Source organism: Streptomyces sp. NPDC005574 (assembly GCF_040605435.1).
Lineage (GTDB): Bacteria > Actinomycetota > Actinomycetes > Streptomycetales > Streptomycetaceae > Streptomyces.
Window position 1 is genome coordinate 60,031 of record NZ_JBEXCW010000034.1, and the last position, 22,584, is coordinate 82,614.

The following is a 22,584-nucleotide window of genomic DNA, read 5'->3' on the forward strand; positions in this document are numbered from 1 at the left end:
CGCACCCGTGTTCGAAGAGTGGTCACGGCGTGTGCTCCTGACGGGGCCATGGCCATGACATAGGCTGCTCGGACGCCTTTCACTGGAGGTAACGGATGCGTCGCCCTGTCGCACGGAATCTGGCGGTCCTGGCGGTCACGGCCGCCGTGGTCTCGGTGGGGGCGGCGGCACCGCCGACCACCGCGGGGACAAAAGCCGTCAAGAAGGTCCCCGTGGCCGTCGGTTACGGCGGGGCGGTCGCCAGCGTCGACGCGGACGCCTCGGCCGCCGGCATCGAGGTGCTGCGCAAGGGCGGCAACGCCGTCGACGCGGCCGTCGCCACGGCCGCCGCGCTCGGCGTCACCGAGCCCTACTCCTCCGGCGTCGGCGGCGGCGGCTACTTCGTCTACTACGACGCCAAGTCCCGCACGGTGCACACGATCGACGGCCGGGAGACCGCGCCCCTGACCGCCGACTCCCAGCTCTTCGTGGAGAACGGCAAGCCGCTCGCCTTCGCCGACGCCGTCAGCAGCGGCCTGAGCGTCGGCACCCCCGGCACGCCCGCCACCTGGGCGACGGCCCTCGACACCTGGGGCAGCAGGAAGCTCGGCACGGTACTGAAGCCCGCCGAGCGGATCGCGCGCGACGGTTTCACCGTCGACGACACCTTCCGGACGCAGACCGCCGCCAACGAGACCCGCTTCCGCTCCTTCCCGGCCACCGCCGAGCTGTTCCTGCCCGGCGGGCAGCTGCCCGTCGTCGGCTCCACCTTCAAGAACCCCGATCTCGCGCGCACCTACCGGGAGTTGGGCAGCAAGGGCGTCAACACCGTCTACCGGGGCCACCTCGGCGAGGACATCGTCCACACGGTGAACCACCCGCCGGTGGACCCGGCCTCCGGCTGGAACGCGCGCCCCGGCAAGCTGTCCGCCAAGGACCTGGCCGCCTACCGCGCCAAACTCCAGGCGCCCACCCGGACTTCGTACCGCGGCCTCGGCGTCTACTCCATCGCGCCCTCCTCCTCCGGTGGCACGACGGTCGGCGAGGCCCTCAACATCCTGGAGCGGACGAACCTCTCGAAGGCGAGCGAGGTGCAGTACCTGCACCACTACATCGAGGCCAGCCGGATCGCCTTCGCGGACCGCGGGCGCTGGGTCGGCGACCCCGCCTTCGAGGACGTACCGGCGAAGGAACTCCTGTCGCAGAAGTACGCCGACTCGCGGGCCTGCCTGATCAAGGACGACGCGGTGCTGACCAGCCCGGTCGCACCCGGCGACCCGCGCCGGCCGGCGGCCTGCGGCGCCGGGGGCACGGCCGCCCCGACGACGTACGAGGGTGAGAACACCACGCATCTGACGGTGGCCGACAAGTGGGGGAACGTCGTCTCCTACACCCTCACCATCGAGCAGACCGGCGGCAGCGGCATCACGGTCCCCGGCCGCGGGTTCCTCCTCAACAACGAGCTGACGGACTTCTCCTTCACCCCGGCGAACCCCGCCGTCCACGACCCGAACCTGCCGGGCCCGGGCAAGCGGCCGCGCTCGTCGATCTCGCCGACGATCGTGCTGGACCGGCACAACGAGCCGGTGGTGGCGCTGGGTTCACCCGGCGGCGCCACCATCATCACCACCGTGCTGCAGACCCTGACCGGCTTCCTCGACCGGGGGCTGCCGCTCGTCGACGCGATCGCCGCGCCGCGCGCAAGCCAGCGCAACGCCGCCCAGACCGAACTCGAACCCGGCCTCTACGGCAGCGAGTTGCAGAAGCGGCTGGAGGCCATCGGGCACTCCTTCAAGCTGAACCCCGAGATCGGCGCCGCGACCGGCGTGCAGCGGCTGCCGGACGGCAGGTGGCTGGCCGCCGCCGAGAAGGTACGGCGCGGCGGCGGCTCGGCGATGGTGGTGCGCCCCGCGCGCTGATCACTCGGGGTCGGGCACCGCACCCTCCGCGCCCACCGGGCCCGGCCCGCCCTCCGTGTCCAGCGCACCCGTCCCGCCCTCCGTGTCGTCCGCGCGGAGGGCGAGGTGCCCGTCCCGGACGTCCACGGTGACGTGGCCGCCCTTCCCGACGCGCCCCTCCAGCAGCATCCGCGAGAGCTGGTTCTCCACCTCGCGCTGGATGGTGCGGCGCAGCGGGCGGGCACCGTACTCGGGCTGGTAGCCGCGTTCGGCGAGCCAGTCGACGGCCGCCCCGGTGAACTCCACCGCGATGCCCTGCGCGTGCAGCCTGCGCCGGGTCCGCTCCAGCAGCAGGTCGGTGATCTGCCGCAGCTGGTCGCCGGTGAGCCGGCGGAACACCACGATCTCGTCGACACGGTTGAGGAACTCGGGCCGGAAGTGCTCGCGCAGCGGCCGCAGTACCTGCTCGCGCCGCGCCCCCTCGTCGGCCTCCGCGCCGCCCGCCCCGAAACCGATGCCGGCGCCGCGTCCGGTGATCACCTCCGAGCCCAGGTTGCTGGTCATCACGATGACCGTGTTGGTGAAGTCCACCGTGCGGCCCTGGGAGTCGGTGAGCCGTCCGTCGTCGAGGACCTGGAGGAGGATGTTGAAGACGTCCGGGTGCGCCTTCTCCACCTCGTCGAGCAGCAGCAGCGAGTACGGGTGCCGGCGCACGACCTCGGTGAGCTGCCCGGCCTCCTCGTGCCCGACGTAGCCGGGCGGGGCGCCGACCAGGCGGCTGACGGTGTGCCGTTCCTGGTACTCGCTCATGTCCAGGCGGACCATGCGGTCCTCGCTGCCGAACAGGGCCTCCGCGAGCGCGCGGGCCAGTTCGGTCTTGCCGACGCCGGTGGGGCCCAGGAAGAGGAAGCTGCCGATCGGCCGGTCGGGGCTGGACAGCCCGGCCCGCGAGCGCAGGACCGCGTCGGCGACCACGCGGACCGCCTCGTCCTGGCCGACCACCCGCCGGTGCAGATGGTCCTCCAGACCGAGCAGGCGGTCCTTCTCCTCCTCGGTCAGACGGCTGAGAGGAACACCGGTCTGCCGGGACACCACCTCGGCGATCGCCTCGGCGGTCACCTCCAGGTGCTGGCCCTCGTCGGCCTCGCCGCCCTCCGATGCCTCGGTCATCCGCTGCTTCAACTCGGCCAGCCGGTCCCGCAGCCGGGTGGCCTCCTCGTACTGCTCGTCCGCGACCGCCTGGTCCTTGTCCCGGACCAGCTGCTCGACCTCGCGCTCCAGCGCCCGTACGTCCGTGCCCTTGGTCCGGGCCCGCAGCCGCACCCGCGCGCCGGCCTGGTCGATCAGGTCGATCGCCTTGTCCGGCAGCCTGCGATCGGTCAGATAGCGGTCGGACAGCTCGACGGCGGCCACCAGGGCCTCGTCGGTGTAGCGGACCTGGTGGTGGGCCTCGTAGCGGTCGCGCAGCCCGCGCAGGATCTCGATCGCGTCCGCCGGGGTGGGCTCGGGCACCAGGATCGGCTGGAAGCGGCGGGCCAGCGCGGCGTCCTTCTCGATCCGACGGAACTCCTCCAGCGTGGTGGCGCCCACGATGTGCAGCTCCCCGCGAGCCAGGGCCGGCTTGAGGATGTTGCCGGCGTCCATGGACCCGCCCTCACCGCCGCCGCCCGCGCCGACGACCGTGTGCAGCTCGTCGATGAAGACGATCAGCTGGTCGGAATGGGCGCGGATCTCGCTGACGATGCCCGTCAGCCGTTCCTCGAAGTCACCCCGGAAGCGGGTGCCGGCGACCACTCCCGGCAGGTCCAGGGCGACGACCCGCCGCCCGATGAGGACGTCGGGCACGTCGCCCTCGGCGATCCGCTGCGCCAGCCCCTCCACGATCGCGGTCTTGCCGACGCCCGCGTCACCGATGAGCACCGGGTTGTTCTTGCCGCGGCGGGAGAGCACCTCGATGGTCTGCTCGATCTCCTCCTCCCGCCCGATCACCGGGTCGATGCGGCCCTGCAGGGCCAGGTCGGTGAGATCACGGCCGTACTTGTCCAGGGTGGGCGTGCCCGTCGCCGAGGCGCGGGGCCGCTCGGCGCGCGGGCGCTCGGCGTCGGGCGCCGACTCGGGCGGCAGACCGGAGGGCGCGAAGCGGGCCGCGTTCAGGATGTGGCCGGCCGCCGAGTCGGGGTTCGCCGCCAGGGCGCCCAGCACGTGCTCCGGGCCGATGTATCCCGCGCCGCCGGCCCGCGCCAGTTCGTGCGCGTCCAGCAGGGCGCGCTTGACGGCCGGCGTCAGGGACAGCGCGGTGGGCGGCGGTGCCTGCTCGGCGGCGTGCTGGACCGGGCCGGACCGCTTGTCGATCTCCGACGCGAGCTGGTCCGGGTCGGCGCCGGCCCGGCTGAGCAGACCGCGGGTCGGTTCGGTGGCGAGGGCCGCACGCAGCAGGTGCTGGGTGTCGAGGTCGCGGCTGCCGTGTTCGGCTGCGTACTGGGCGGCGCCACGCACGAGTTCCCGGGCGGGCTGGCTCAGCAGCCGCCCGATGTCGATCTGCCGGGGGCCCGGACGGGGCCCGCCGAAGAAGCGTGCGAGGAATTCACCGATGGGGTCCGGGCCGTAGCCCTCGGGATTCGTGTAGCCGCTGCTCATGGCCTTGTCAGTCCGTTCCGGCGCCCCCGGCGCGGTCCGGGACGCGCTTGCTGGTCGACGTGCCGGGTGCGGCGCGAGTGCCCGGACGTGTCCCGGCCACACCTGCGACCGGCCTCGGCCCGTGCCCCTGCCGCCGACCCTCACCCGGGCTCGGTGGGGCGGCTCACCACCACGCCGGCCGGGGCGTTCGGGCGGTCCCGGACAGCGGAGGGCGACGGGCCGCCGGGGCTCGGTGGAGACACAGCCCCGGGGTGCCACGCGGGCGTGGGCCGCCTTCGCGCTCGTAGAACACGATCGCACGATCGCCGGTGCACAGCACCTTCAGGAGACGCGCCCGGGCGGGCGAGCCCGCCCAGGGGTGGGATCCGGTCGCCCCACCTCAGGTTCCGGCCCTTCGACTCCCTTGTCCCCAGGCTCGATTCGAGGCAGGACCTCGTTCAAAGGAAGAGCGGGCGCCGGTCATGATCGCGGCAAGTCGCCTGGTGGGGCGGGGCGTGCGCCCGGGGCGCCGGTCCGGTCCCGCGCTGCCGCGCCGGGTGTCGGACAGCGTCTGCGTTTCCCGTGGAAAACTGACCGTAGCGACGCCGTAACACGACTGGTGTTCCCTACGGACCGGAGTGCTCCGGTCTGGCGGGAGTTGGGCAATGGCTGTGGATCAACTCCCGGGACAGGTGCGGGAGTTCGCGAACTACCTGAACGGTCTGCTGGCGCGCGTGGATCAGCGCGACGGCTGGAGCGCCGTGTTCTGGCAGCGCGACCCGGACGGCATGCGAGCCTGCCTCGACGGACACGAGATTCCGCCCTGGGACGTGGTGGAGGCGCTCCTCCAGGACCTCGCGGCCGGCTACGGCCCCACCCTGGCCACCGCCGAGACGGGACGCGCCCGGACGCTGCACTCCGCCGCCGTCGCCGCCCACGACGACCGTCCCGGCGGCCGGGACGCCCTCGGTGACCGGTTCGACGTGATGCTCCGCGAGCAGCGGTACGCCGCCGAACGCCAGGCGGACCTGAACCGGTCGCTCGCCTCGGCCACCACCCAGGAGGAGGCCGACGCCATCCGTCTCGACCTCGCCTGGGCCCGAGACGACCATGAACGGGCCACCCGCCGCTGCTCCGAACTCCGCTCCCGCGCTGCCGAGCTGGACCGGCGCAGGGTCGAGGGGCAGGCGCGGTCGGACCCGCGTGGACCGGGCGGCGCACCGTGGGGTGGTAGCGGTCGTGCCGGGTCCGACGCCGGGTTCGCCGGCCTGCCGCAGCAACGCGACGTGCCCCGCGCGACGGGCGCGCGGGAGGGCGGCCCCACCGGCCCGGAACGAACCGGCGACCATCAGCCGACGCCCAGCGCGCATACGGCCGACGAGTACGCCCCGGCTCACGGCACCGGCGAGTACACCCCGGGCCGCACGGCCGACGAGTACACCCCGGCTCACGGCACCGGCGAGTACACCCCGGGCCGCACGGCCGACGAGTACACCCCGGCTCACGGCACCGGCGAGTACGCCCCGGCCCGCACGGCCGACGAGTACACCCCGGCCCGCGCAACCGATGAGTACACCCAGGCCCGCACGGCCGGCGACTTCTCCCAGGCCCACACCGCCGGCGGCTCCCCGGCCACCCGGGCCGCCGGTGATCACCGCACCCCCCACGCCGCCGACGCGGACCAGGCCCCCTGGGCCACCGGCACCGATCACACCCCCTCCCACGGAGAAGCCGGACCCGCCGGACACGCTGGTCGCACCGATCGGACCGACCTCACCGATCAGACCGACCACACTGATCTCGCCCAGACCACCACACCCCCCTCCGCCGAACCCGGCCCACACACCCCCACCGCACACCGACCCGCCCTGGGCACTGTCCCCACCCGCACCCCGACCCCCACCCCCGACACCGTCCCGAAGCAGCGCAAGCGTCGGCGGGGCAGTGCCCGGTTCGCCGGGATGGCGGACGCCGGGGAGGAGGCCGCCCCCGCCGTCGTACCGCCGGAGAGCGCGGCCGCTCCCGTGTCGCGGCCGGCCACCGGTCGCAGCCCGCGCGGGGCGCGTTTCGCCGGGGCCGCGGAGGCCCCCGAGCCGCCCCGGCAGCGGCCCGAGCCGCTGGACGCGGAGGCGGGGCGGGAGACCGCCGAGACGGTCGCGACCCTCGTCCGGCTGCGGCGGCAGGGCCGCAGCGGGGAGGCGCACGCCCTGCTGGTCGAGATCGCGTACTGGCCCGCCGCCCGCTTCCCGCTCCTCGCCGCCGAGATGCAGCGCACGGGGCTCGGCGCGGACTGGGCGACCCTCCTGTGGGAGGCCGCCTCCCTGCCCGCCGACCGGCTGGTCGCCGCGGCCGACGCGCTGGTCGCGGCCGGGCGCGGCACCGACGGCGAGCAGATCCTGCGCCAGGGCGTGGCCCGGCCGGCCGCCGAGATAGGGCGGGCCGTCCTCACGCTGGCCGCCGAGGACCGCCTCCGCGAGATCCGCGCGCTGCTCGACGCCTACGTCCGCGTCCGCACCCCGGAGGAGGCGGCGCGCAGCGCCGAGCCGGGCCCGCGGACGCTCGTGCCGCTGCTGCTGGAGGCCGCCCGGGGCGTCTCCGAGGAGCGCCACTGGGATCTGGTCCACGCACTGCGGGTGGCGGGCTTCACCGCCTGATCGGCCCTGCGGCTCGCCCACCGGAGTGTGAAACGTGATCGACTCCGCGGGTTAACGACGATGGTCTTGGCAAGCCTCTCCCGGAGGCTTACGTTCGACCCTCTACGGCTTTCGTCTACGGGCGTAGAGGCTTTGGCGTCCCGTCGAAGGAGCAGCTCATGGCCAACGTCGTACGCGCCGCTCTGGTCCAGGCCACCTGGACCGGCGACACCGAGTCCATGGTGGCGAAACACGAGGAGCACGCCCGTGAGGCGGCCCGGCAGGGCGCCAAGGTCATCGGGTTCCAGGAAGTGTTCAACGCTCCCTACTTCTGTCAGGTCCAGGAACCGGAGCACTACCGCTGGGCCGAGCCGGTGCCCGACGGGCCGACCACCCGTCGTATGCAGGAGCTCGCGCGCGAGACCGGCATGGTGATCGTCGTCCCGGTCTTCGAGGTCGAGCAGTCCGGCTTCTACTACAACACCGCGGCCGTCATCGACGCCGACGGCACCTTCCTCGGCAAGTACCGCAAGCACCACATTCCGCAGGTCAAGGGCTTCTGGGAGAAGTACTACTTCAAGCCGGGCAACATCGGCTGGCCCGTCTTCGACACCGCGGTCGGCAAGGTCGGCGTCTACATCTGCTACGACCGCCACTTCCCGGAGGGCTGGCGCCAGCTCGGCCTCAACGGCGCCCAGCTGGTCTACAACCCCTCCGCCACCCACCGCGGGCTGTCCTCCCACCTGTGGCGGCTGGAGCAGCCCGCCGCCGCCGTAGCCAACGAGTACTTCGTCGCCGCGATCAACCGCGTCGGCCAGGAGGAGTACGGCGACAACGACTTCTACGGCACGAGCTACTTCGTCGACCCGCGCGGCCAGTTCGTGGGGGAGGTCGCCAGCGACAGCAAGGAGGAACTCGTCGTCCGCGACCTCGACTTCGACCTCGTCGAGGAGGTGCGGCAGCAGTGGGCGTTCTACCGCGACCGCCGTCCCGACGCGTACGACGGGCTGGTGCGGCCGTGAACGACCTGTACGCGCGCCACCGGGCCGTGCTGCCCGACTGGCTCGCCCTCTACTACGACGAACCGCTGGAGATCACGCACGGCGAGGGCCGGCACGTCTGGGACTCCGAGGGGAACCGGTACCTCGACTTCTTCGGCGGCATCCTCACCACCATGACCGCGCACGCGCTGCCCGAGGTGACGAAGGCGGTCGCCGAGCAGGCCGGGCGGATCGTCCACTCGTCCACCCTGTACCTCAACCGGCCGATGGTGGAGCTGGCCGAGCGCATCGCCCAGCTGTCGGGCATCCCGGACGCCCGGGTCTTCTTCACCACCTCCGGCACGGAGGCCAACGACACGGCCCTGATGCTGGCGACGGCGTACCGGCGCAGCAACACGGTCCTCGCGATGCGCAACAGCTACCACGGCCGTTCCTTCAGCGCGGTCGGCATCACCGGCAACCGCGGCTGGTCCCCGACCTCGCTGTCCCCGCTGCAGACGCTGTACGTCCACGGCGGGGTGCGCACCCGCGGCCCCTTCGCCGCGCTCGGCGACGACGACTTCGTGGCCGCCTGCGTCGACGACCTCCGGGACCTCCTCGGCCACACCCGGCCCCCCGCGGCCCTGATCGCCGAACCCGTGCAAGGCGTCGGCGGATTCACCTCACCGCCGGACGGCCTGTACGCGGCCTTCCGCGAGGTGCTCCAGGAACGCGGCATCCTGTGGATCGCCGACGAGGTGCAGACCGGCTGGGGCCGCACCGGCGACCACTTCTGGGGCTGGCAGGCGCACGCCCGCAACGGCCCGCCGGACATGCTCACCTTCGCCAAGGGCATCGGCAACGGGATGTCCATCGGCGGGGTCGTCGCCCGCGCGGAGATCATGAACTGCCTGGACGCCAACAGCATCTCGACGTTCGGCGGCACCCAGATCACCATGGCCGCGGGCCTCGCCAACCTTGCGTACCTGCTGGAACACGACCTCCAGGGCAACGCCCGGCGGGTCGGCGGGATGCTCATCGAGCGGCTGCGGGGCGTCGCGGCGCAGATTCCGGGCGTACGGGAGGTGCGCGGCCGGGGACTCATGATCGGTGTCGAGCTGGTCAGACCCGGCACCGACCGGGCCGACCCCGACGCGGCGGCCGCCGTGCTGGAGACGGCCCGCGCGCAGGGGCTGCTCATCGGCAAGGGCGGCGGCCACGACACCAGCGCCCTGCGGGTCGCCCCGCCGCTGTCCCTCACCGTCGCCGAGGCCGAGGAGGGCGCCGCCATCCTCGAACGCGCCCTGCGGAGCGTCCGGTAGCAGGGCGGGTGAGCGTCGGAGGCGGGCCCGGGCTCGGGAGCCGAGCGCGCGGCGGTCCCACTCGGACCGGACGCGGCCGGGTTCCCGGCGCGGGCCGCGGCGCCCGGACCGGGCCCAAGCAGAGGAGGGGGCCGCGATGACCGTCCCGGAGCACCAGAAGCAGCTGGAGCAGTCCCTGTCGGTGCGCCAGGTCCTCGCGCTGGAACGCGTGCTCGCCGGCGAGCCCGAGGTGGTGGCCGGTGCGAGCCGCCTCGACCGGGCGGTGCGCTGGGTGCACGTCGCCGAGGCCCCCGACGTCGGCGTGATGCTCACCGGGGGCGAGATGGTCCTCACCACCGGTGTGCTGCTCGCCGGCGACGACGCCGCGCAGGCCGAGTACGTCCAGTCCCTGCACCGCGCGGAGGCCGCGGCCCTCGTGCTCGGGCTGGGCCGCGCGTTCCCGGCGCCGCCGGACGTGATGCGCCGGGCCGCCGAGCGGTGCGGACTGCCCATGATCGTGCTGCACCGGCCGTTCCCCTTCGCCGCACTGACGGAGGAGGTCCAGTCCCGGCTGGTGCGGCGGGAGTTCGCCGCCGTCAGCCTCTCGGAGGCGGTCCGGACCGCGCTCACCGGACTCATCACCGCGGGCGCGCCCCTGCAGCGCCTGCTCGACGAGATCGCGCAGCACGGCGGCTGCCCCGTCGTCGTCACCAACCTCGCCCACCGCGTACTCGCCACGGCGGGGGAGCGGCCGGCCGTCGACGACGTGCTGCGCGACTGGGAGCGCATCTCCCGGCAGGCCGGCGGCAGCGAGGTCGACGGCTGGGTCCGCGCCGAACTCGCCGGGCGCGGTGAGCGCTGGGGCCGGATCACGCTGTGCGGGCACCGCGGCGACACCGCCACCGGGCGCCTGCTCGCCGACCGTGCCGCCGAGGCCCTCGTCCTGCACCGGATGCTCGGCGGCACCTCCGCGCACACCTGGGAGGAGCAGTCCGCGCAGAGCCTGATGACCGACCTGGTCTCCGGGGTCGTACCGGCGCGGCAGCTGCTGCCGCGGGCCCGCGCGGCCGGACTGCCCGTCAACCGGCGCACCTTCGTCCCGCTCGTCGTCCAGCACGGCGAGCCGGCCCAGCTCGACCGGGTCCTGCGCATGCTGGGCCTGACCGGCCTCGTCGCCGAGCTGGCCGACCGGGCCACCGCCGTCCTGCTCAGCCTCGCCCGCGACCAGGACGACCAGGCGCTCACCGCGCACTTCGCGGCCCGGCTGCGCTCGGAGTCGGGGTCCACCAAGGCGGTGGTGGCGGCCGCCGACGCGCGCACCGCCTGGGACGACGTGCCGGCCGGTCTGCGCGAGGCGCGGCACGTCGCCGACGCCGTGGCCGACTCCTCGGCCGCCCTGGACCTGCCCGCCGTCGTGCGCCTCAAGGACGTCCATCTGCGGGGCCTGATCAGACTGCTGCGCGACGACCCGCACGTGCAGTCCTTCGCGGAACGTGAACTGGACGGGCTGCTGTGCGAGGCCGGCGAGGACCTGCTCGCCGTGCTGCGGACGTATCTCGCCAGCGGCCGCAACAAGTCCCGCACGGCGCAGCTCCACCACGTGTCCCGGCCCGCGCTGTACCGCCGCCTGGAGGCGATACAGGCCCGGCTGGGCGTGGACCTCGACGACTTCGAGCAGGCCGCCTCGGTGCACATCGCGCTCCTCGCGCACGACGCGCAACAGGCGTGAGACGACACCGGGAAACAGTGCGGAAACGCAGAACCACCTGGGAAAACGGCGGTGAAACATGGGCCCACGACAGGGTGACACCGTGGCACGCTGCCTGCCCGCAGACGTGACACCGTGCAACTCAAAGCCTGATTTCGGACTTCCTAGTCTTCTCGCACACCGAGCGACCGGAGGTCCCGATGAGCACAGTGATCCGTGCCGCCCTCTTCCAGACCGCCTGGACGGGCGACAAGGAGTCCATGATCCAGGTGCACGAGCAGGCGGCCCGCGACGCCGCCGCGCAGGGTGCCCAAGTCCTGTGCTTCCAGGAGCTGTTCTACGGACCGTACTTCTGCCAGGTCCAGGACAAGGCGTTCTACGAGTACGCCGAGCAGATTCCCGACGGCCCGATCGTCAAGCGCTTCCAGGCACTCGCCAGGGAACTGGGTCTCGTCCTCGTCCTTCCGATGTACGAGGAGGAGCAGCCGGGCGTCCTCTACAACACCGCCGCCGTGATCGACGCGGACGGCTCGTACCTCGGCAAGTACCGCAAGCACCACATCCCGCAGGTGCCCGGCTTCTGGGAGAAGTTCTACTTCCGCCCGGGCAACAGCGGCTGGCCCGTCTTCGACACGGCCGTCGGCCGGATCGGCGTCTACATCTGCTACGACCGGCACTTCCCGGAGGGCTGGCGCGCCCTCGGCCTGGAGGGCGCCGAGATCGTCTTCAACCCCTCGGCCACCTCCCGCGGCCTGTCCGCCTACCTGTGGCAGCTGGAGCAGCCGGCCGCGGCCGCCGCCAACGAGTACTTCGTCGGCGCCATCAACCGGGTCGGTGTCGAGGAACTGGGCGACAACGACTTCTACGGGACGTCGTACTTCGTCGACCCCGAGGCCCAGTTCGTCGGCGAGGTGGCCGGCGACAAGGAGACGGAACTGGTCGTGCGCGACCTGGACCTCGCCAAGCTGCGCGAGGTGCGCGACCGCTGGCAGTTCTACCGCGACCGCCGTCCCGACGCGTACTCCCCGCTCACCGCCCCCTGACCGGCACCGGACCAGCACCCGCGGGCCCGGCGCACGGGGGCCGGGCCCGCGGGCCCCATCGACTCCCCTGTGAGGAAACAGCGTTGACCACAGCCCCTGACAGCAGCGGGACTCCCCCCGTGCACGCACCAGCGCACGCACGACCGGAAGGAGAGCGAGCATGAGCCGTACCGTCATCCGTGGTGGCCTCGTCATCACCGCGTCCGACGAGATCCACGCCGACGTCCTGGTCGAGGACGGGCGGATCGCCGCCCTCGCCGCGTCCGGCACCGCGGCCGCCGAGGCGTGGACCGCCGAGCGGACCATCGACGCCACCGGCAAGTACGTCATCCCGGGCGGGGTCGACGCCCACACCCACATGGAGCTGCCGTTCGGCGGCACCTTCGCCTCCGACACCTTCGAGACCGGCACCCGGGCCGCCGCCTGGGGCGGGACGACCACGATCGTCGACTTCGCGGTGCAGAGCGTCGGGCAGTCCCTGCGCGCGGGCCTGGACGCCTGGCACGCCAAGGCCGAGGGCAACTGCGCGATCGACTACGGCTTCCACATGATCGTCTCCGACGTGAACGAGGGGACGCTCAAGGAGATGGACCACCTCGTCGAGGAAGGTGTCACCTCCTTCAAGCAGTTCATGGCCTACCCGGGCGTCTTCTACAGCGACGACGGCCAGATCCTGCGCGCCATGCAGCGCTCCGCCGAGAACGGCGGCCTGATCATGATGCACGCCGAGAACGGCATCGCCATCGACGTCCTGGTCGAACAGGCCCTGGCGCGCGGCGAGACCGACCCCCGCTACCACGGCGAGGTCCGCAAGGCCCTGCTGGAGGCGGAGGCCACCCACCGGGCCATCAAGCTCGCGCAGGTGGCGGGGGCACCCCTGTACGTCGTGCACGTCTCCGCGCAGGAGGCGGTCGCCGAACTCGCCCGGGCCCGCGACGAGGGCCTGAACGTGTTCGGCGAGACCTGCCCGCAGTACCTGTTCCTGTCCACCGACAATCTCGCGGAGCCCGACTTCGAGGGTGCGAAGTACGTGTGCAGCACTCCGCTCAGGCCGCGCGAGCACCAGGCGGCGCTGTGGCGGGGCCTGCGCACCAACGACCTCCAGGTGGTGTCGACGGACCACTGCCCCTTCTGCTTCGTGGGGCAGAAGGAGCTCGGCCGGGGCGACTTCTCGAAGATCCCCAACGGTCTGCCGGGCGTCGAGAACCGCATGGACCTGCTGCACCAGGCCGTGGTCGACGGACACATCACGCGCCGTCGCTGGATCGAGATCGCCTGCGCCACCCCGGCCCGTATGTTCGGCATGTACCCGAAGAAGGGCACCATCGCCCCGGGCGCCGACGCCGACATCGTCGTCTACGACCCGCACGCCGAGCAGATCGTGTCCGCCGAGACGCACCACATGAACGTCGACTACTCGGCGTACGAGGGCAGGCGCCTCACCGGCCGGGTCGAGACGGTCCTCTCACGCGGCGAGAGCGTCATCACCGAGCGGGAGTACACCGGACGCGCGGGTCACGGCGTCTACACCCCGCGCTCCACCTGTCAGTACCTCAACTAGGAGTGGCGCTCATGGACTTCGGACTCGTCCTGCAGACCGACCCGCCGGCCTCGCGGGTCATCAGCCTGATGAAGCGCGCCGAACGGAGCGGCTTCACCCACGGCTGGACCTTCGACTCCGCCGTGCTGTGGCAGGAGCCGTTCGTGATCTACAGTCAGATCCTGGCCAACACGACGAAGTTGACGGTCGGCCCGATGGTCACCAACCCGGGCACCCGCACCTGGGAGGTCACCGCCTCCACCTTCGCCACCCTCAACGACATGTTCGGCAACCGCACCGTGTGCGGCATCGGCCGCGGCGACTCCGCGATGCGGGTCGCGGGCCGCAAGCCCAACACGCTGGCCCGCATCAGCGAGGCGATGAAGGTCATCCGGGCCCTGGGCCGCGGCGACGAGGCCGACCTCGGCGGCACGGTGATCAGGTTCCCGTGGATCAGGCCGGGCGCCGAACTCCCCGTGTGGATGGCCGCGTACGGGCCCAAGGCGCTGAAGATGACCGGCGAGGAGGCCGACGGGTTCATCCTCCAGCTCGCCGACCTCTACCTCACCGAGTACATGGTCAAGGCGGTGAAGGACGCGGCCGTCGCCGCCGGGCGCGACCCGTCCGAGGTGAAGATCTGCGTCGCCGCTCCCGCCTACGTCACCGCGGACGACTCGCCGGAAGCCCTCGCCCACGCGCGCGAGCAGTGCCGCTGGTTCGGCGGGATGGTCGGCAACCACGTTGCCGACCTGGTCTCCAAGTACGGCGAGCACTCCGGTGCCGTACCCGACGAACTCACCGACTACATCAAGGCCCGCGAGGGCTACGACTACTCGCACCACGGGCGCAGCGACAACCCCGACACGCAGTTCGTGCCCGACGAGATCGTCGACCGGTTCTGCGTCGTCGGCCCGGCCGAGAAGCACGTCGAGAAGCTGAACGCGCTGCGCGAGCTGGGCGTCGACCAGTTCGCCGTCTACGACATGCACGACGCCCAGGAAGCCACCATCGACGCCTACGGCGCGACGGTGATCCCGGCCGTCAACGGCTGACCCGCCGGTCCCCCCGCCCGGCCGCCCCTGCCGTCTCCGACCCCACCGATCTCCCCCTTCCCGCAGTCCCGTTCAGGGAAGGGGGCAGTACCCCCCACCGGCACCGCCCGCACGGCCTCTCCCGTCCCACCTGATCGATTGGCCTGCCCATGACCGACACCGCTCCCACGGCCATACCGCCGTCCGCCCAAGTCACCCTCGCCGACGGCCGGGTGGAGCTCGCCCCGGGCGCCGCCGCCCCGAGCGGCCCCTACGCCAACGCGGACCTGCTGCCGGTTCCGGTGGAGAAGCGCACCTGGACCACGTACAACTTCTCCGCCCTGTGGGTCGGCATGGCCCACAACACCGCCTCCTGGACCCTGGCCTCCGGACTGATCGCCGTCGGCATGGACTGGAAGCAGGCGGTGCTCACCATCGCCCTGGCCAACCTGATCGTGCTGGTCCCGATGCTGCTCACCGGGCACGCGGGACCCAAGTACGGCATCCCCTTCCCCGTCTTCGCCCGCGCCTCCTTCGGCGTCCGCGGCGCCAACCTCCCCGCCGTCGTGCGGGCGTTGGTGGCCTGCGGCTGGTTCGGTATCCAGACCTGGATCGGCGGCGAGGCCATCTACTTCCTGGCCGGCAAACTGATCGGCGACAGCTGGGCGAACGCCTCGCACATCGGCGGCTACGCCTGGACCATGTGGCTGTCGTTCGCGCTGTTCTGGGTGCTGCAGATCGCGATCATCTACCGGGGCATGGAGACGATCCGCCGCTTCGAGAACTGGGCGGCGCCCTTCGTGCTCGTCGGCGCGGTCGTGATGCTGATCTGGATGAGCGACAAGGCGGGCGGCTTCGGCCCGCTGCTCGACCAGCCCTCGAAGCTCGGCTGGGGCGCCGACTTCTGGAAACTGTTCTGGCCCTCCCTCATGGGCATGATCGGCTTCTGGTCGACGCTGTCGTTGAACATCCCGGACTTCACCCGGTACGGCAGGAGCCAGAAGGCGCAGACCTGGGGACAGGCGCTCGGACTGCCGACCACCATGACCCTGTTCGCCTTCCTGTCGGTGCTGGTCACCTCCGGCTCGCAGGCGGTCTACGGCGAGACGATCTGGGACCCGGTACAGCTGGCCGCGAAGACGGACAACGTCGTGGGCCTGCTGTTCGCGCTGGTCACCGTGCTGGTGGCGACCCTGTCCGTGAACATCGCGGCCAACCTGGTCTCGCCGGCCTTCGACTTCTCCAACATCGCGCCCCGCAGGATCAGTTTCCGGGCGGGCGCGCTCACCACCTGCGTGCTCGGCGTGCTGATCTTCCCGTGGAAGCTGTACTCGGACCCGCAGGGCTACATCTTCACCTGGCTCGGCCTGGTCGGCGGTCTGCTCGGCACGGTCGCCGGCATCCTCATCGCCGACTACTGGATCCTGCGCCGCGGCAAGCTCGACCTCACCGACCTCTACCGCACCGGCGGACGCTACTGGTACGACGGTGGCTGGAACTGGCGGGCGGTGGCCGCCTTCCTGGTCGGCGGCGTGCTGGCCGTCGGCGGCGCCGACTTCCACCCGCTGGTCGACGGCCGGCCGATCCCCGCGCTGAAGTCGCTCGCCGACTACGGCTGGGCGGTGGGCCTCGGCACCTCGACGGTGCTGTACCTCGCGCTGATGCTGGCCCGGGGCAGGGACCGCCTGGAGGCGTAGGACCCACGCCGAACGGGGGCGGTCAGACCTTCTGGCCGCCCTCCAGCGCCGCCACCGCCTCCTTGGCGGCCTTGATGGCCCCCTTGTTGATCACGTCCGTGCTCGGCGCCTTCTTCGACTCGAAGTCACTGCCGTTGTAGGTGACGACCACCAGCGCGTTGGACACCTGGGCGATCACCACGCCCTCGCGCGTCTGCTGCTTGTCCTCGGTGGTCAGGTTGACGACGGAGTACCCCGCGTCGCCGAGCCCCGGGACGGCACCGCCACCGCTCTTGTCCGCGAGCCGCTCCTTGTACGACTTCCGCGCCGCCTCGTCGGAGGCGGTGAGCTCGAAGGACACGTCCAGCCAGCGGTAGTCGAAGCCCTTGAGCGCGTTCCAGGAGCAGGTGCGGCGCGCCTTCGTGTCCGTGGAGGGGATCTCCTTGCCCGCCGTCTTCGCGCCCGGCACCAGCGCCGTGATCGTCTTCGTGGTCACGCTGCCGCAGGGCGCGGGCGCGGCGGCGTACGTCCTGGAGGCGGCCGACGTCGAGGGGGCGGTGGGCGACTGGGTGGCGGCCGTCCTCCCGTCCGCCGTGTGCTCCGTCTTCGGTGCCGGGGCGAGCGGGCCGGACGACAGCGCCCAGCCGGCCGCGGCGAGCACGACGACCGGAGACAGACGCGCGGTGAGGGTGAGCGGCAGAGGCAGGGATTGCACAGCGCACTTCTCGTGGGGGGAGGGTGCGGAGGTCCGCACGGCGGGCGGGGGACGCCAGTGTCACACGAGTCCCTGTGGGGCGGAAGGCCGAACTCGCTCCGTGCCTGTGCGGTGACTGGGGCCCGCCGTCGATGCGTTGAGTGTCCTGTTATGTCTCGAGGGAGTGCGGGTTCGCGGGTCCGCTCCCCGGTCCGCTCCCCGGTCCGCGCCGGCCGGGTGAGGCCCGCGGGCGCGGGGGACGCGGTGCGTACGATCGCCGGACCGGCCGCCGCGCAGTGAGGAGTCCGCCCGTGTTCACCACCCGCCCCACCCTCCAGGGCACCTTCGGAATGGTGTCGTCCACGCACTGGCTGGCCTCGCAGTCCGCGATGGCCGTGCTGGAGAGCGGCGGCAACGCCTACGACGCGGCGGTGGCCGGCGCCTTCGTGCTGCACGTCGTCGAGCCGCACCTCAACGGGCCGGCCGGCGAGGTGCCGATCCTGCTCGCCCCGGCGGGCGGCGAGGTCCGGGTCCTGTGCGGACAGGGCGTCGCTCCGGCCGGTGCGACCCCCGCCCACTACCGGGGCCTCGGTCTCGAACTGGTCCCGGGCACGGGCCCGCTCGCGGCGGCCGTCCCCGGCGCCTTCGACGCCTGGATGCTCCTGCTGCGCGACCACGGCACCAAGCGTCTCGCCGACGTCCTGGCGTACGCCGTCGGCTACGCCGAGCACGGGCACGCGCCGGTGGAGAACATCGGCGCGACCGTCGAGACGGTACGGGAGCTGTTCGAGACGGAGTGGACCTCGTCGGCGGAGGTGTACCTGCCCGGCGGCAGCGCGCCCCGGCCGGGGAGGCTCCTGCGCAACCCCGCCCTCGCCGCCACCTGGAGACGGCTGCTCGCCGAGGTCGCCGGCGCGGGGGACCGGGTGGCGCAGATCGAGGCGGCACGGGAGGTGTGGCGCACCGGCTTCATCGCCGAGGCCCTGGTGCGGCAGGCGGGCCGGCCCACCCTGGACACCAGCGGGGAGCGCCACACCGGCACCCTGACGGCCGCCGACCTCGCCGGGTGGTCCGCGACCTACGAGGAGCCGGCGACGTACGACTGGAACGGCTGGAGGGTGTGCAAGGCGGGCCCCTGGAGCCAGGGTCCCGTCCTGCTTCAGCAACTCGCCCTGCTGCCACATGAGTTGCCCCGGTACGGCTCGGCCGACTACGTCCATCTGCTGATCGAGGGCTGCAAGCTGGCCATGGCCGACCGGGAGGCCTGGTACGGGGACGCGGCCGAGGTGCCGCTGCGCGAACTGCTCTCGGCGCGGTACAACGCGGCCCGGCGTGAACTCGTCGGCGACAAGGCCTCGTACGAACTGCGGCCCGGCACACCGGGCGGGCGCACCCCGCGCCTGTGCGCGTACGCGCGCGGGGCGGGCGGCGACGCCCTCGGCCAGTACCCGCCGGGGTCCGGCGAGCCGACCGTGGCGGTCGTCGGGGAACCCGCGCACGCGCGGGCGGGCGGGCCGACGGCCGGGTGGGCGGCCGGGTCGACGGCCGGCTGGGCCGGTGAGCCGACGGTCGCCAAGCCTCCGACGTCCGCCGTGCCCGGCGAGCCGGAGATTTCCCCCGACGGGACGAGCCGCGGGGACACCTGCCACCTCGACGTCGTCGACCGCTGGGGCAACATGGTCGCGGCCACGCCCAGCGGGGGCTGGCTCCAGTCCAACCCCGTCGTGCCCGAACTGGGCTTTCCGCTCGGCACCCGGCTCCAGATGACCTGGCTGGAGCAGGGTCTGCCGAACTCCCTCACCCCGGGCCGCCGGCCGCGCACCACGCTCACCCCCTCGATCGCCCTGCGCGACGGGGCGCCCGTGCTGGCGTTCGGCACACCCGGCGGGGACCAGCAGGACCAGTGGCAGCTGCACTTCTTCCTGGCGGTGGCCCTGCGCGGACAGGTGCGCGGCGGCCTCGACCTCCAGGGCGCGATCGACGCCCCGAACTGGCACAACGACAGCTTCCCCGGCTCCTTCTTCCCGCGCGGCACGCGACCGGGAAGCGTCACGGTGGAGTCCCGCACCGACCCGGCCGTCGTCACGGAACTGCGGCGGCGCGGCCACGACGTGACGGTGGGCGCGGCCTGGTCCGAGGGCCGACTGTGCGCGGTCGCGCGGGACCCGGAGACCGGGATCCTGTCGGCGGCCGCGAACCCGCGCGGCATGCAGGGGTACGCCGTCGGACGCTGAGGCCGGCCGGTTCGGGCGGCTGTGTGCCGGACCCGGGTGTTCATGCCGATTCCACCCGTGGTGCACGGGCTGGGCGGGGATTGTCAGTGGCGCGTGCTCTCATGGGGACATGATCGAGACAACGGAAACCATCGACGAGTTTCTCGCCCGCCACGGTGCCGAGGTGGAGGAAGCCGTCCGCAAGGCGGCGGCCGCCGAGATCCTGCCCCGCTTCCGCCGCCTCGCCGCGCACGAGGTCGACCAGAAGACCGGCCCGCACGACCTGGTGACGGACGCCGACCGCAAGGCCGAGCAGTACCTCACCGAGGCGCTCGGCACCCTGCTGCCCGGCTCCGTCGTGGTCGGCGAGGAAGCGGTGCACGCCGATCCCTCGGTGTACGGCGCGATCCAGGGCGAGGCGCCGGTGTGGATCGTCGACCCGGTCGACGGCACCCGGCAGTTCGTGCACGGCGACCCCGGCTTCTGCACCCTGGTCGCGCTCGCGCTCGACGGCGTCGTGCGCGCCTCCTGGACCTACGCGCCCGCGCACGACCAGCTGGCCACGGCGATACGCGGGCGGGGCGCGTTCCTCGACGGCGAGCGCCTGTACGCAGGTCCTGCCCGGCCCGGCCACGACCTGCGGGTGGCCACGTCCCACCCGGACTACACGACGCAGGAGCAGAAGCGCGCCCTGCTGGGCCTGTGGACGGACGGCGTGGCCCCGCGCGCGTGCGGTTCGGCCGGCCTGGAGTACCTCGCCGTCGCCCGTGGCGAGTCGGACGCCACGGCCTTCTCCTGGGAGGCCGCCTGGGACCACGCGGCGGGTCTGCTGCTGGTCGAGGAGGCGGGCGGCGTCCACCTGACCCGCACGGGTGAGCCGTTCCGCATCAGGGGCGGCAACGAACTCCCGTTCACCGCGGCCCGCGACGCGGCCACGGCCCGCCGGGTGCGGGAGCTGCTGAGCGCGTCCTGATCCGAACGGGAGGTTGTGAGGGGTTGCGCCCGGAGATACCGACCTGGGCCGGGTGCCGTCCGTTCCGCGGCCTATCCTGATCCTCTGGCCACCGGCTGACGAAGGGGTCCGAAGGTGCCGTCGATGCTCGATGCGGTCGTGGTGGGTGCGGGGCCCAACGGGCTGACCGCTGCCGTGGAGCTGGCCCGCCGCGGCTTCTCCGTGGCCGTCTTCGAGGCCCGGGACACCGTGGGCGGCGGCGCGCGCACCGAGGAGCTCACCCTCCCCGGTTTCCGCCACGACCCGTGCTCGGCGGCCCACCCCCTGGGCGTCAACTCACCCGCCTTCCGCGCCCTTCCGCTGGAGCGCTACGGCCTGGAATGGCTGCACGCGGACCTGCCCATGGCCCACCCCTTCGCCGACGGCACCGCCGCCGTGCTCTCCCGCTCGGTCGCGGAGACGGCCGCCTCGTTCGGGCCGCGCGACGCGGGGGCGTACCGCAGACTGGTCGAGCCCTTCCTGCCGCGGTGGGACACGCTCGTGCGTGACTTCATGTCGCTGCCGCTCACCGCGCTGCCCCGCGACCCGGTGACGCTGGCCCGCTTCGGACTCGTCGGACTGCCGCCCTCGGCCTGGCTGACCCGCCGCTTCCAGGACGAGCGCGCCAAGACCCTGTTCGCCGGCCTGGTGGCGCACGTGATGGCCCCCCTCACCGGGTTCGCCACCGGCGCCGTCGGCCTGGTCTTCGCCCTCGCGGCGCACGCCCGCGGCTGGCCCGTGGCACGCGGCGGTTCCCAGTCCCTCTCCGACGCCCTCGCCGCCTACCTGAAGGACCTCGGCGGAACCGTCCACACCGACTACGAGGTCAAGCGCCTCGACGACCTGCCGCCCGCCCGCGCCTACGTCTTCGACACCTCGCCCACCGCCCTGGCGAGGATCGCGGGCTTCGGCAACCACTACGCGGGCTACCGCTACGGCCCCGGCGTCTTCAAGGTCGACTACGCCCTGGACGGCCCGGTGCCGTGGACGGCGAAGGAGGCGCGCTCCGCCTCGACCGTGCAGATCGGCGCCGACAGCGGGGAGATCGGCGCGGCGCTGCGGGCCGCGTCCCGCGAGCGCCGTGCGCCCGAGCGGCCGTTCCTCATCACGGTGCAGCCCGGCGTCGCCGACCCCACGCGGGCCCCGGCCGGCAAGCAGGTCTTCTGGGCGTACGGCCACGTCCCCAGCGGCTGGACCGGGGACCTCACCGACGCGATCGAACGCCAACTGGAGCGCTACGCACCGGGGTTCCGGGACCGTGTGCTGGCCCGCGCGACCGCCGGACCGCCCGAACTCGCCGCCCGCAACGCCAACTACGTCGGCGGGGACATCGCCTCCGGCGCGGTCTCCGGGCTCCAGATGCTGCTGCGCCCCAAACTCTCCCTGTTCCCCTACGGCACCCCGCACCCCGCCGTGTTCATCTGTTCCTCGGCCACCCCGCCCGGACCGGGCGTGCACGGCATGTCGGGGCACAACGCGGCCAGGGCGGTGTGGAGGCGGCTGCGCCAGACGTGATCCGGCCAGCGGGGCGGCTCCCGCGCCGCGCCCGCGCAATGGACGGGGTTGCGGCCCGGCGGTCCTGGTAGAAGACGGACATGGCCACCATCACGCTCGTCCAGGGCGACATCACGCGCGAGAGCGTCGACGCGATCGTCAACGCGGCGAACTCCTCCCTGCTCGGCGGCGGAGGCGTCGACGGCGCGATCCACCGCCGGGGCGGCCCCGCGATCCTCGCCGACTGCCGCCGGCTCCGCGCCTCGCACTATGGCAAGGGCCTGGCCACGGGCCGGGCGGTCGCCACCACCGCGGGCGAACTGGACGCCCGCTGGGTGATCCACACGGTGGGCCCGCGCCACAGCCGCGAGGAGGACCACTCGCAGCTGCTGGCCTCCTGCTACCGGGAGTCGCTCCGGGTCGCGGACGAGCTCGGCGCCCGCACGGTCGCCTTTCCGGCCGTCTCCGCGGGCATCTACGGCTGGCCCATGGACGATGCCGCCCGGATCGCGGTGGAGACCGTGCGGGGGACCGCCACATCGGTCGAGGAGGTCAGGTTCGTCCTCTTCGACGAGCGGGCGTACGAGGCGTTCGTCGCGCAACTGCGCTGACGGGGCCGGTGGTTGTCGGTCGGGGTCCTGGGGCGGGGACGGTGGTTGCGGAGTGGGGCCGTGCCGCCGGGCGACCGCTGCGGGGCGGGTGCCGCGGTGCCGGGACGGCGCTTCCATGCCGGGGGCCGTGCCGCCGGGCGACCGCTGCGGGGCGGGTGCCGCGGTGCCGGGACGGC

Annotated in this window: 15 protein-coding genes; 13 read left to right on the top strand and 2 right to left on the bottom strand. The window is 73.0% G+C overall.

Annotated elements, in window-relative coordinates:
* Positions 1-95 precede the first annotated feature (95 nt).
* On the top strand, positions 96-1,898 hold the full coding sequence (gene ggt, locus ABZT03_RS22480; RefSeq protein ID WP_356041908.1) for a gamma-glutamyltransferase: 1,803 nt from the start codon (positions 96-98) through the stop codon (positions 1,896-1,898).
* On the opposite strand, the gene ABZT03_RS22485 is transcribed toward ggt, so the two are convergent.
* A complete protein-coding gene (locus tag ABZT03_RS22485; RefSeq protein WP_356041910.1) occupies positions 1,899-4,514 on the bottom strand; it encodes an ATP-dependent Clp protease ATP-binding subunit in 2,616 nt (871 codons plus the stop codon).
* Between the two features lie 644 nt (positions 4,515-5,158).
* On the opposite strand from ABZT03_RS22485, the gene ABZT03_RS22490 reads away from it, so the two are divergent.
* From ABZT03_RS22490 to ABZT03_RS22525, 8 genes are all read left to right on the top strand, one after another.
* On the top strand, positions 5,159-7,147 hold the full coding sequence (locus ABZT03_RS22490) for a hypothetical protein (protein WP_356041912.1): 1,989 nt from the start codon (positions 5,159-5,161) through the stop codon (positions 7,145-7,147).
* Positions 7,148-7,305: 158 nt separating this feature from the next.
* Complete coding sequence (locus tag ABZT03_RS22495) at positions 7,306-8,148, top strand: nitrilase-related carbon-nitrogen hydrolase (protein ID WP_356041914.1); 843 nt, start codon at positions 7,306-7,308, stop codon at positions 8,146-8,148.
* On the top strand, positions 8,145-9,428 hold the full coding sequence (locus tag ABZT03_RS22500) for an aspartate aminotransferase family protein (protein ID WP_356041916.1): 1,284 nt from the start codon (positions 8,145-8,147) through the stop codon (positions 9,426-9,428). The genes ABZT03_RS22495 and ABZT03_RS22500 overlap by 4 nt, the downstream gene beginning before the upstream one ends.
* A gap of 136 nt (positions 9,429-9,564) precedes the next feature.
* Positions 9,565-11,136 (top strand): PucR family transcriptional regulator, encoded by a 1,572-nt coding sequence (locus ABZT03_RS22505; RefSeq protein WP_356041918.1) that lies wholly within the window; start codon positions 9,565-9,567, stop codon positions 11,134-11,136.
* Between the two features lie 179 nt (positions 11,137-11,315).
* On the top strand, positions 11,316-12,158 hold the full coding sequence (locus ABZT03_RS22510; RefSeq protein ID WP_356041920.1) for a nitrilase-related carbon-nitrogen hydrolase: 843 nt from the start codon (positions 11,316-11,318) through the stop codon (positions 12,156-12,158).
* A 160-nt stretch (positions 12,159-12,318) separates the two neighbouring features.
* The gene (gene hydA, locus ABZT03_RS22515; protein ID WP_356041922.1) at positions 12,319-13,719 is read left to right on the top strand and encodes a dihydropyrimidinase; all 1,401 of its coding nucleotides are present in this window, start codon (positions 12,319-12,321) and stop codon (positions 13,717-13,719) included.
* A gap of 11 nt (positions 13,720-13,730) precedes the next feature.
* On the top strand, positions 13,731-14,750 hold the full coding sequence (locus tag ABZT03_RS22520; RefSeq protein ID WP_356041924.1) for a TIGR03842 family LLM class F420-dependent oxidoreductase: 1,020 nt from the start codon (positions 13,731-13,733) through the stop codon (positions 14,748-14,750).
* Positions 14,751-14,899: 149 nt separating this feature from the next.
* Positions 14,900-16,426 (top strand): NCS1 family nucleobase:cation symporter-1, encoded by a 1,527-nt coding sequence (locus tag ABZT03_RS22525; protein ID WP_356041926.1) that lies wholly within the window; start codon positions 14,900-14,902, stop codon positions 16,424-16,426.
* Between the two features lie 22 nt (positions 16,427-16,448).
* Here the strand turns inward: ABZT03_RS22525 and ABZT03_RS22530 are convergent, their stop codons facing one another.
* Positions 16,449-17,120, bottom strand: coding sequence for a hypothetical protein (locus ABZT03_RS22530; protein ID WP_356041928.1), 672 nt, complete (start codon positions 17,118-17,120; stop codon positions 16,449-16,451).
* 290 nt (positions 17,121-17,410) lie between these two features.
* Between ABZT03_RS22530 and ABZT03_RS22535 the strand changes: the two genes are divergently transcribed.
* From ABZT03_RS22535 to ABZT03_RS22550, 4 genes are all read left to right on the top strand, one after another.
* Positions 17,411-19,333 (top strand): gamma-glutamyltransferase, encoded by a 1,923-nt coding sequence (locus ABZT03_RS22535; protein ID WP_356041930.1) that lies wholly within the window; start codon positions 17,411-17,413, stop codon positions 19,331-19,333.
* A 109-nt stretch (positions 19,334-19,442) separates the two neighbouring features.
* Positions 19,443-20,285, top strand: a complete 843-nt coding sequence (locus ABZT03_RS22540; protein ID WP_356041932.1) for an inositol monophosphatase family protein — start codon at positions 19,443-19,445, stop codon at positions 20,283-20,285.
* 123 nt (positions 20,286-20,408) lie between these two features.
* On the top strand, positions 20,409-21,818 hold the full coding sequence (locus ABZT03_RS22545) for an NAD(P)/FAD-dependent oxidoreductase (RefSeq protein WP_356041933.1): 1,410 nt from the start codon (positions 20,409-20,411) through the stop codon (positions 21,816-21,818).
* An 80-nt stretch (positions 21,819-21,898) separates the two neighbouring features.
* Positions 21,899-22,408, top strand: a complete 510-nt coding sequence (locus ABZT03_RS22550; protein ID WP_356041935.1) for an O-acetyl-ADP-ribose deacetylase — start codon at positions 21,899-21,901, stop codon at positions 22,406-22,408.
* Positions 22,409-22,584 lie beyond the last annotated feature (176 nt).

Coding starts and splice junctions, on each gene's coding strand:
- ggt (WP_356041908.1), top strand. CDS start 96: ATGCGTCGCCCTGTCGCACGGAATCTGGCGGTCCTGGCGGTCACGGCC.
- ABZT03_RS22485 (WP_356041910.1), bottom strand. CDS start 4,514: ATGAGCAGCGGCTACACGAATCCCGAGGGCTACGGCCCGGACCCCATC.
- ABZT03_RS22490 (WP_356041912.1), top strand. CDS start 5,159: ATGGCTGTGGATCAACTCCCGGGACAGGTGCGGGAGTTCGCGAACTAC.
- ABZT03_RS22495 (WP_356041914.1), top strand. CDS start 7,306: ATGGCCAACGTCGTACGCGCCGCTCTGGTCCAGGCCACCTGGACCGGC.
- ABZT03_RS22505 (WP_356041918.1), top strand. CDS start 9,565: ATGACCGTCCCGGAGCACCAGAAGCAGCTGGAGCAGTCCCTGTCGGTG.
- ABZT03_RS22510 (WP_356041920.1), top strand. CDS start 11,316: ATGAGCACAGTGATCCGTGCCGCCCTCTTCCAGACCGCCTGGACGGGC.
- hydA (WP_356041922.1), top strand. CDS start 12,319: ATGAGCCGTACCGTCATCCGTGGTGGCCTCGTCATCACCGCGTCCGAC.
- ABZT03_RS22520 (WP_356041924.1), top strand. CDS start 13,731: ATGGACTTCGGACTCGTCCTGCAGACCGACCCGCCGGCCTCGCGGGTC.
- ABZT03_RS22525 (WP_356041926.1), top strand. CDS start 14,900: ATGACCGACACCGCTCCCACGGCCATACCGCCGTCCGCCCAAGTCACC.
- ABZT03_RS22540 (WP_356041932.1), top strand. CDS start 19,443: ATGATCGAGACAACGGAAACCATCGACGAGTTTCTCGCCCGCCACGGT.
- ABZT03_RS22545 (WP_356041933.1), top strand. CDS start 20,409: ATGCTCGATGCGGTCGTGGTGGGTGCGGGGCCCAACGGGCTGACCGCT.
- ABZT03_RS22550 (WP_356041935.1), top strand. CDS start 21,899: ATGGCCACCATCACGCTCGTCCAGGGCGACATCACGCGCGAGAGCGTC.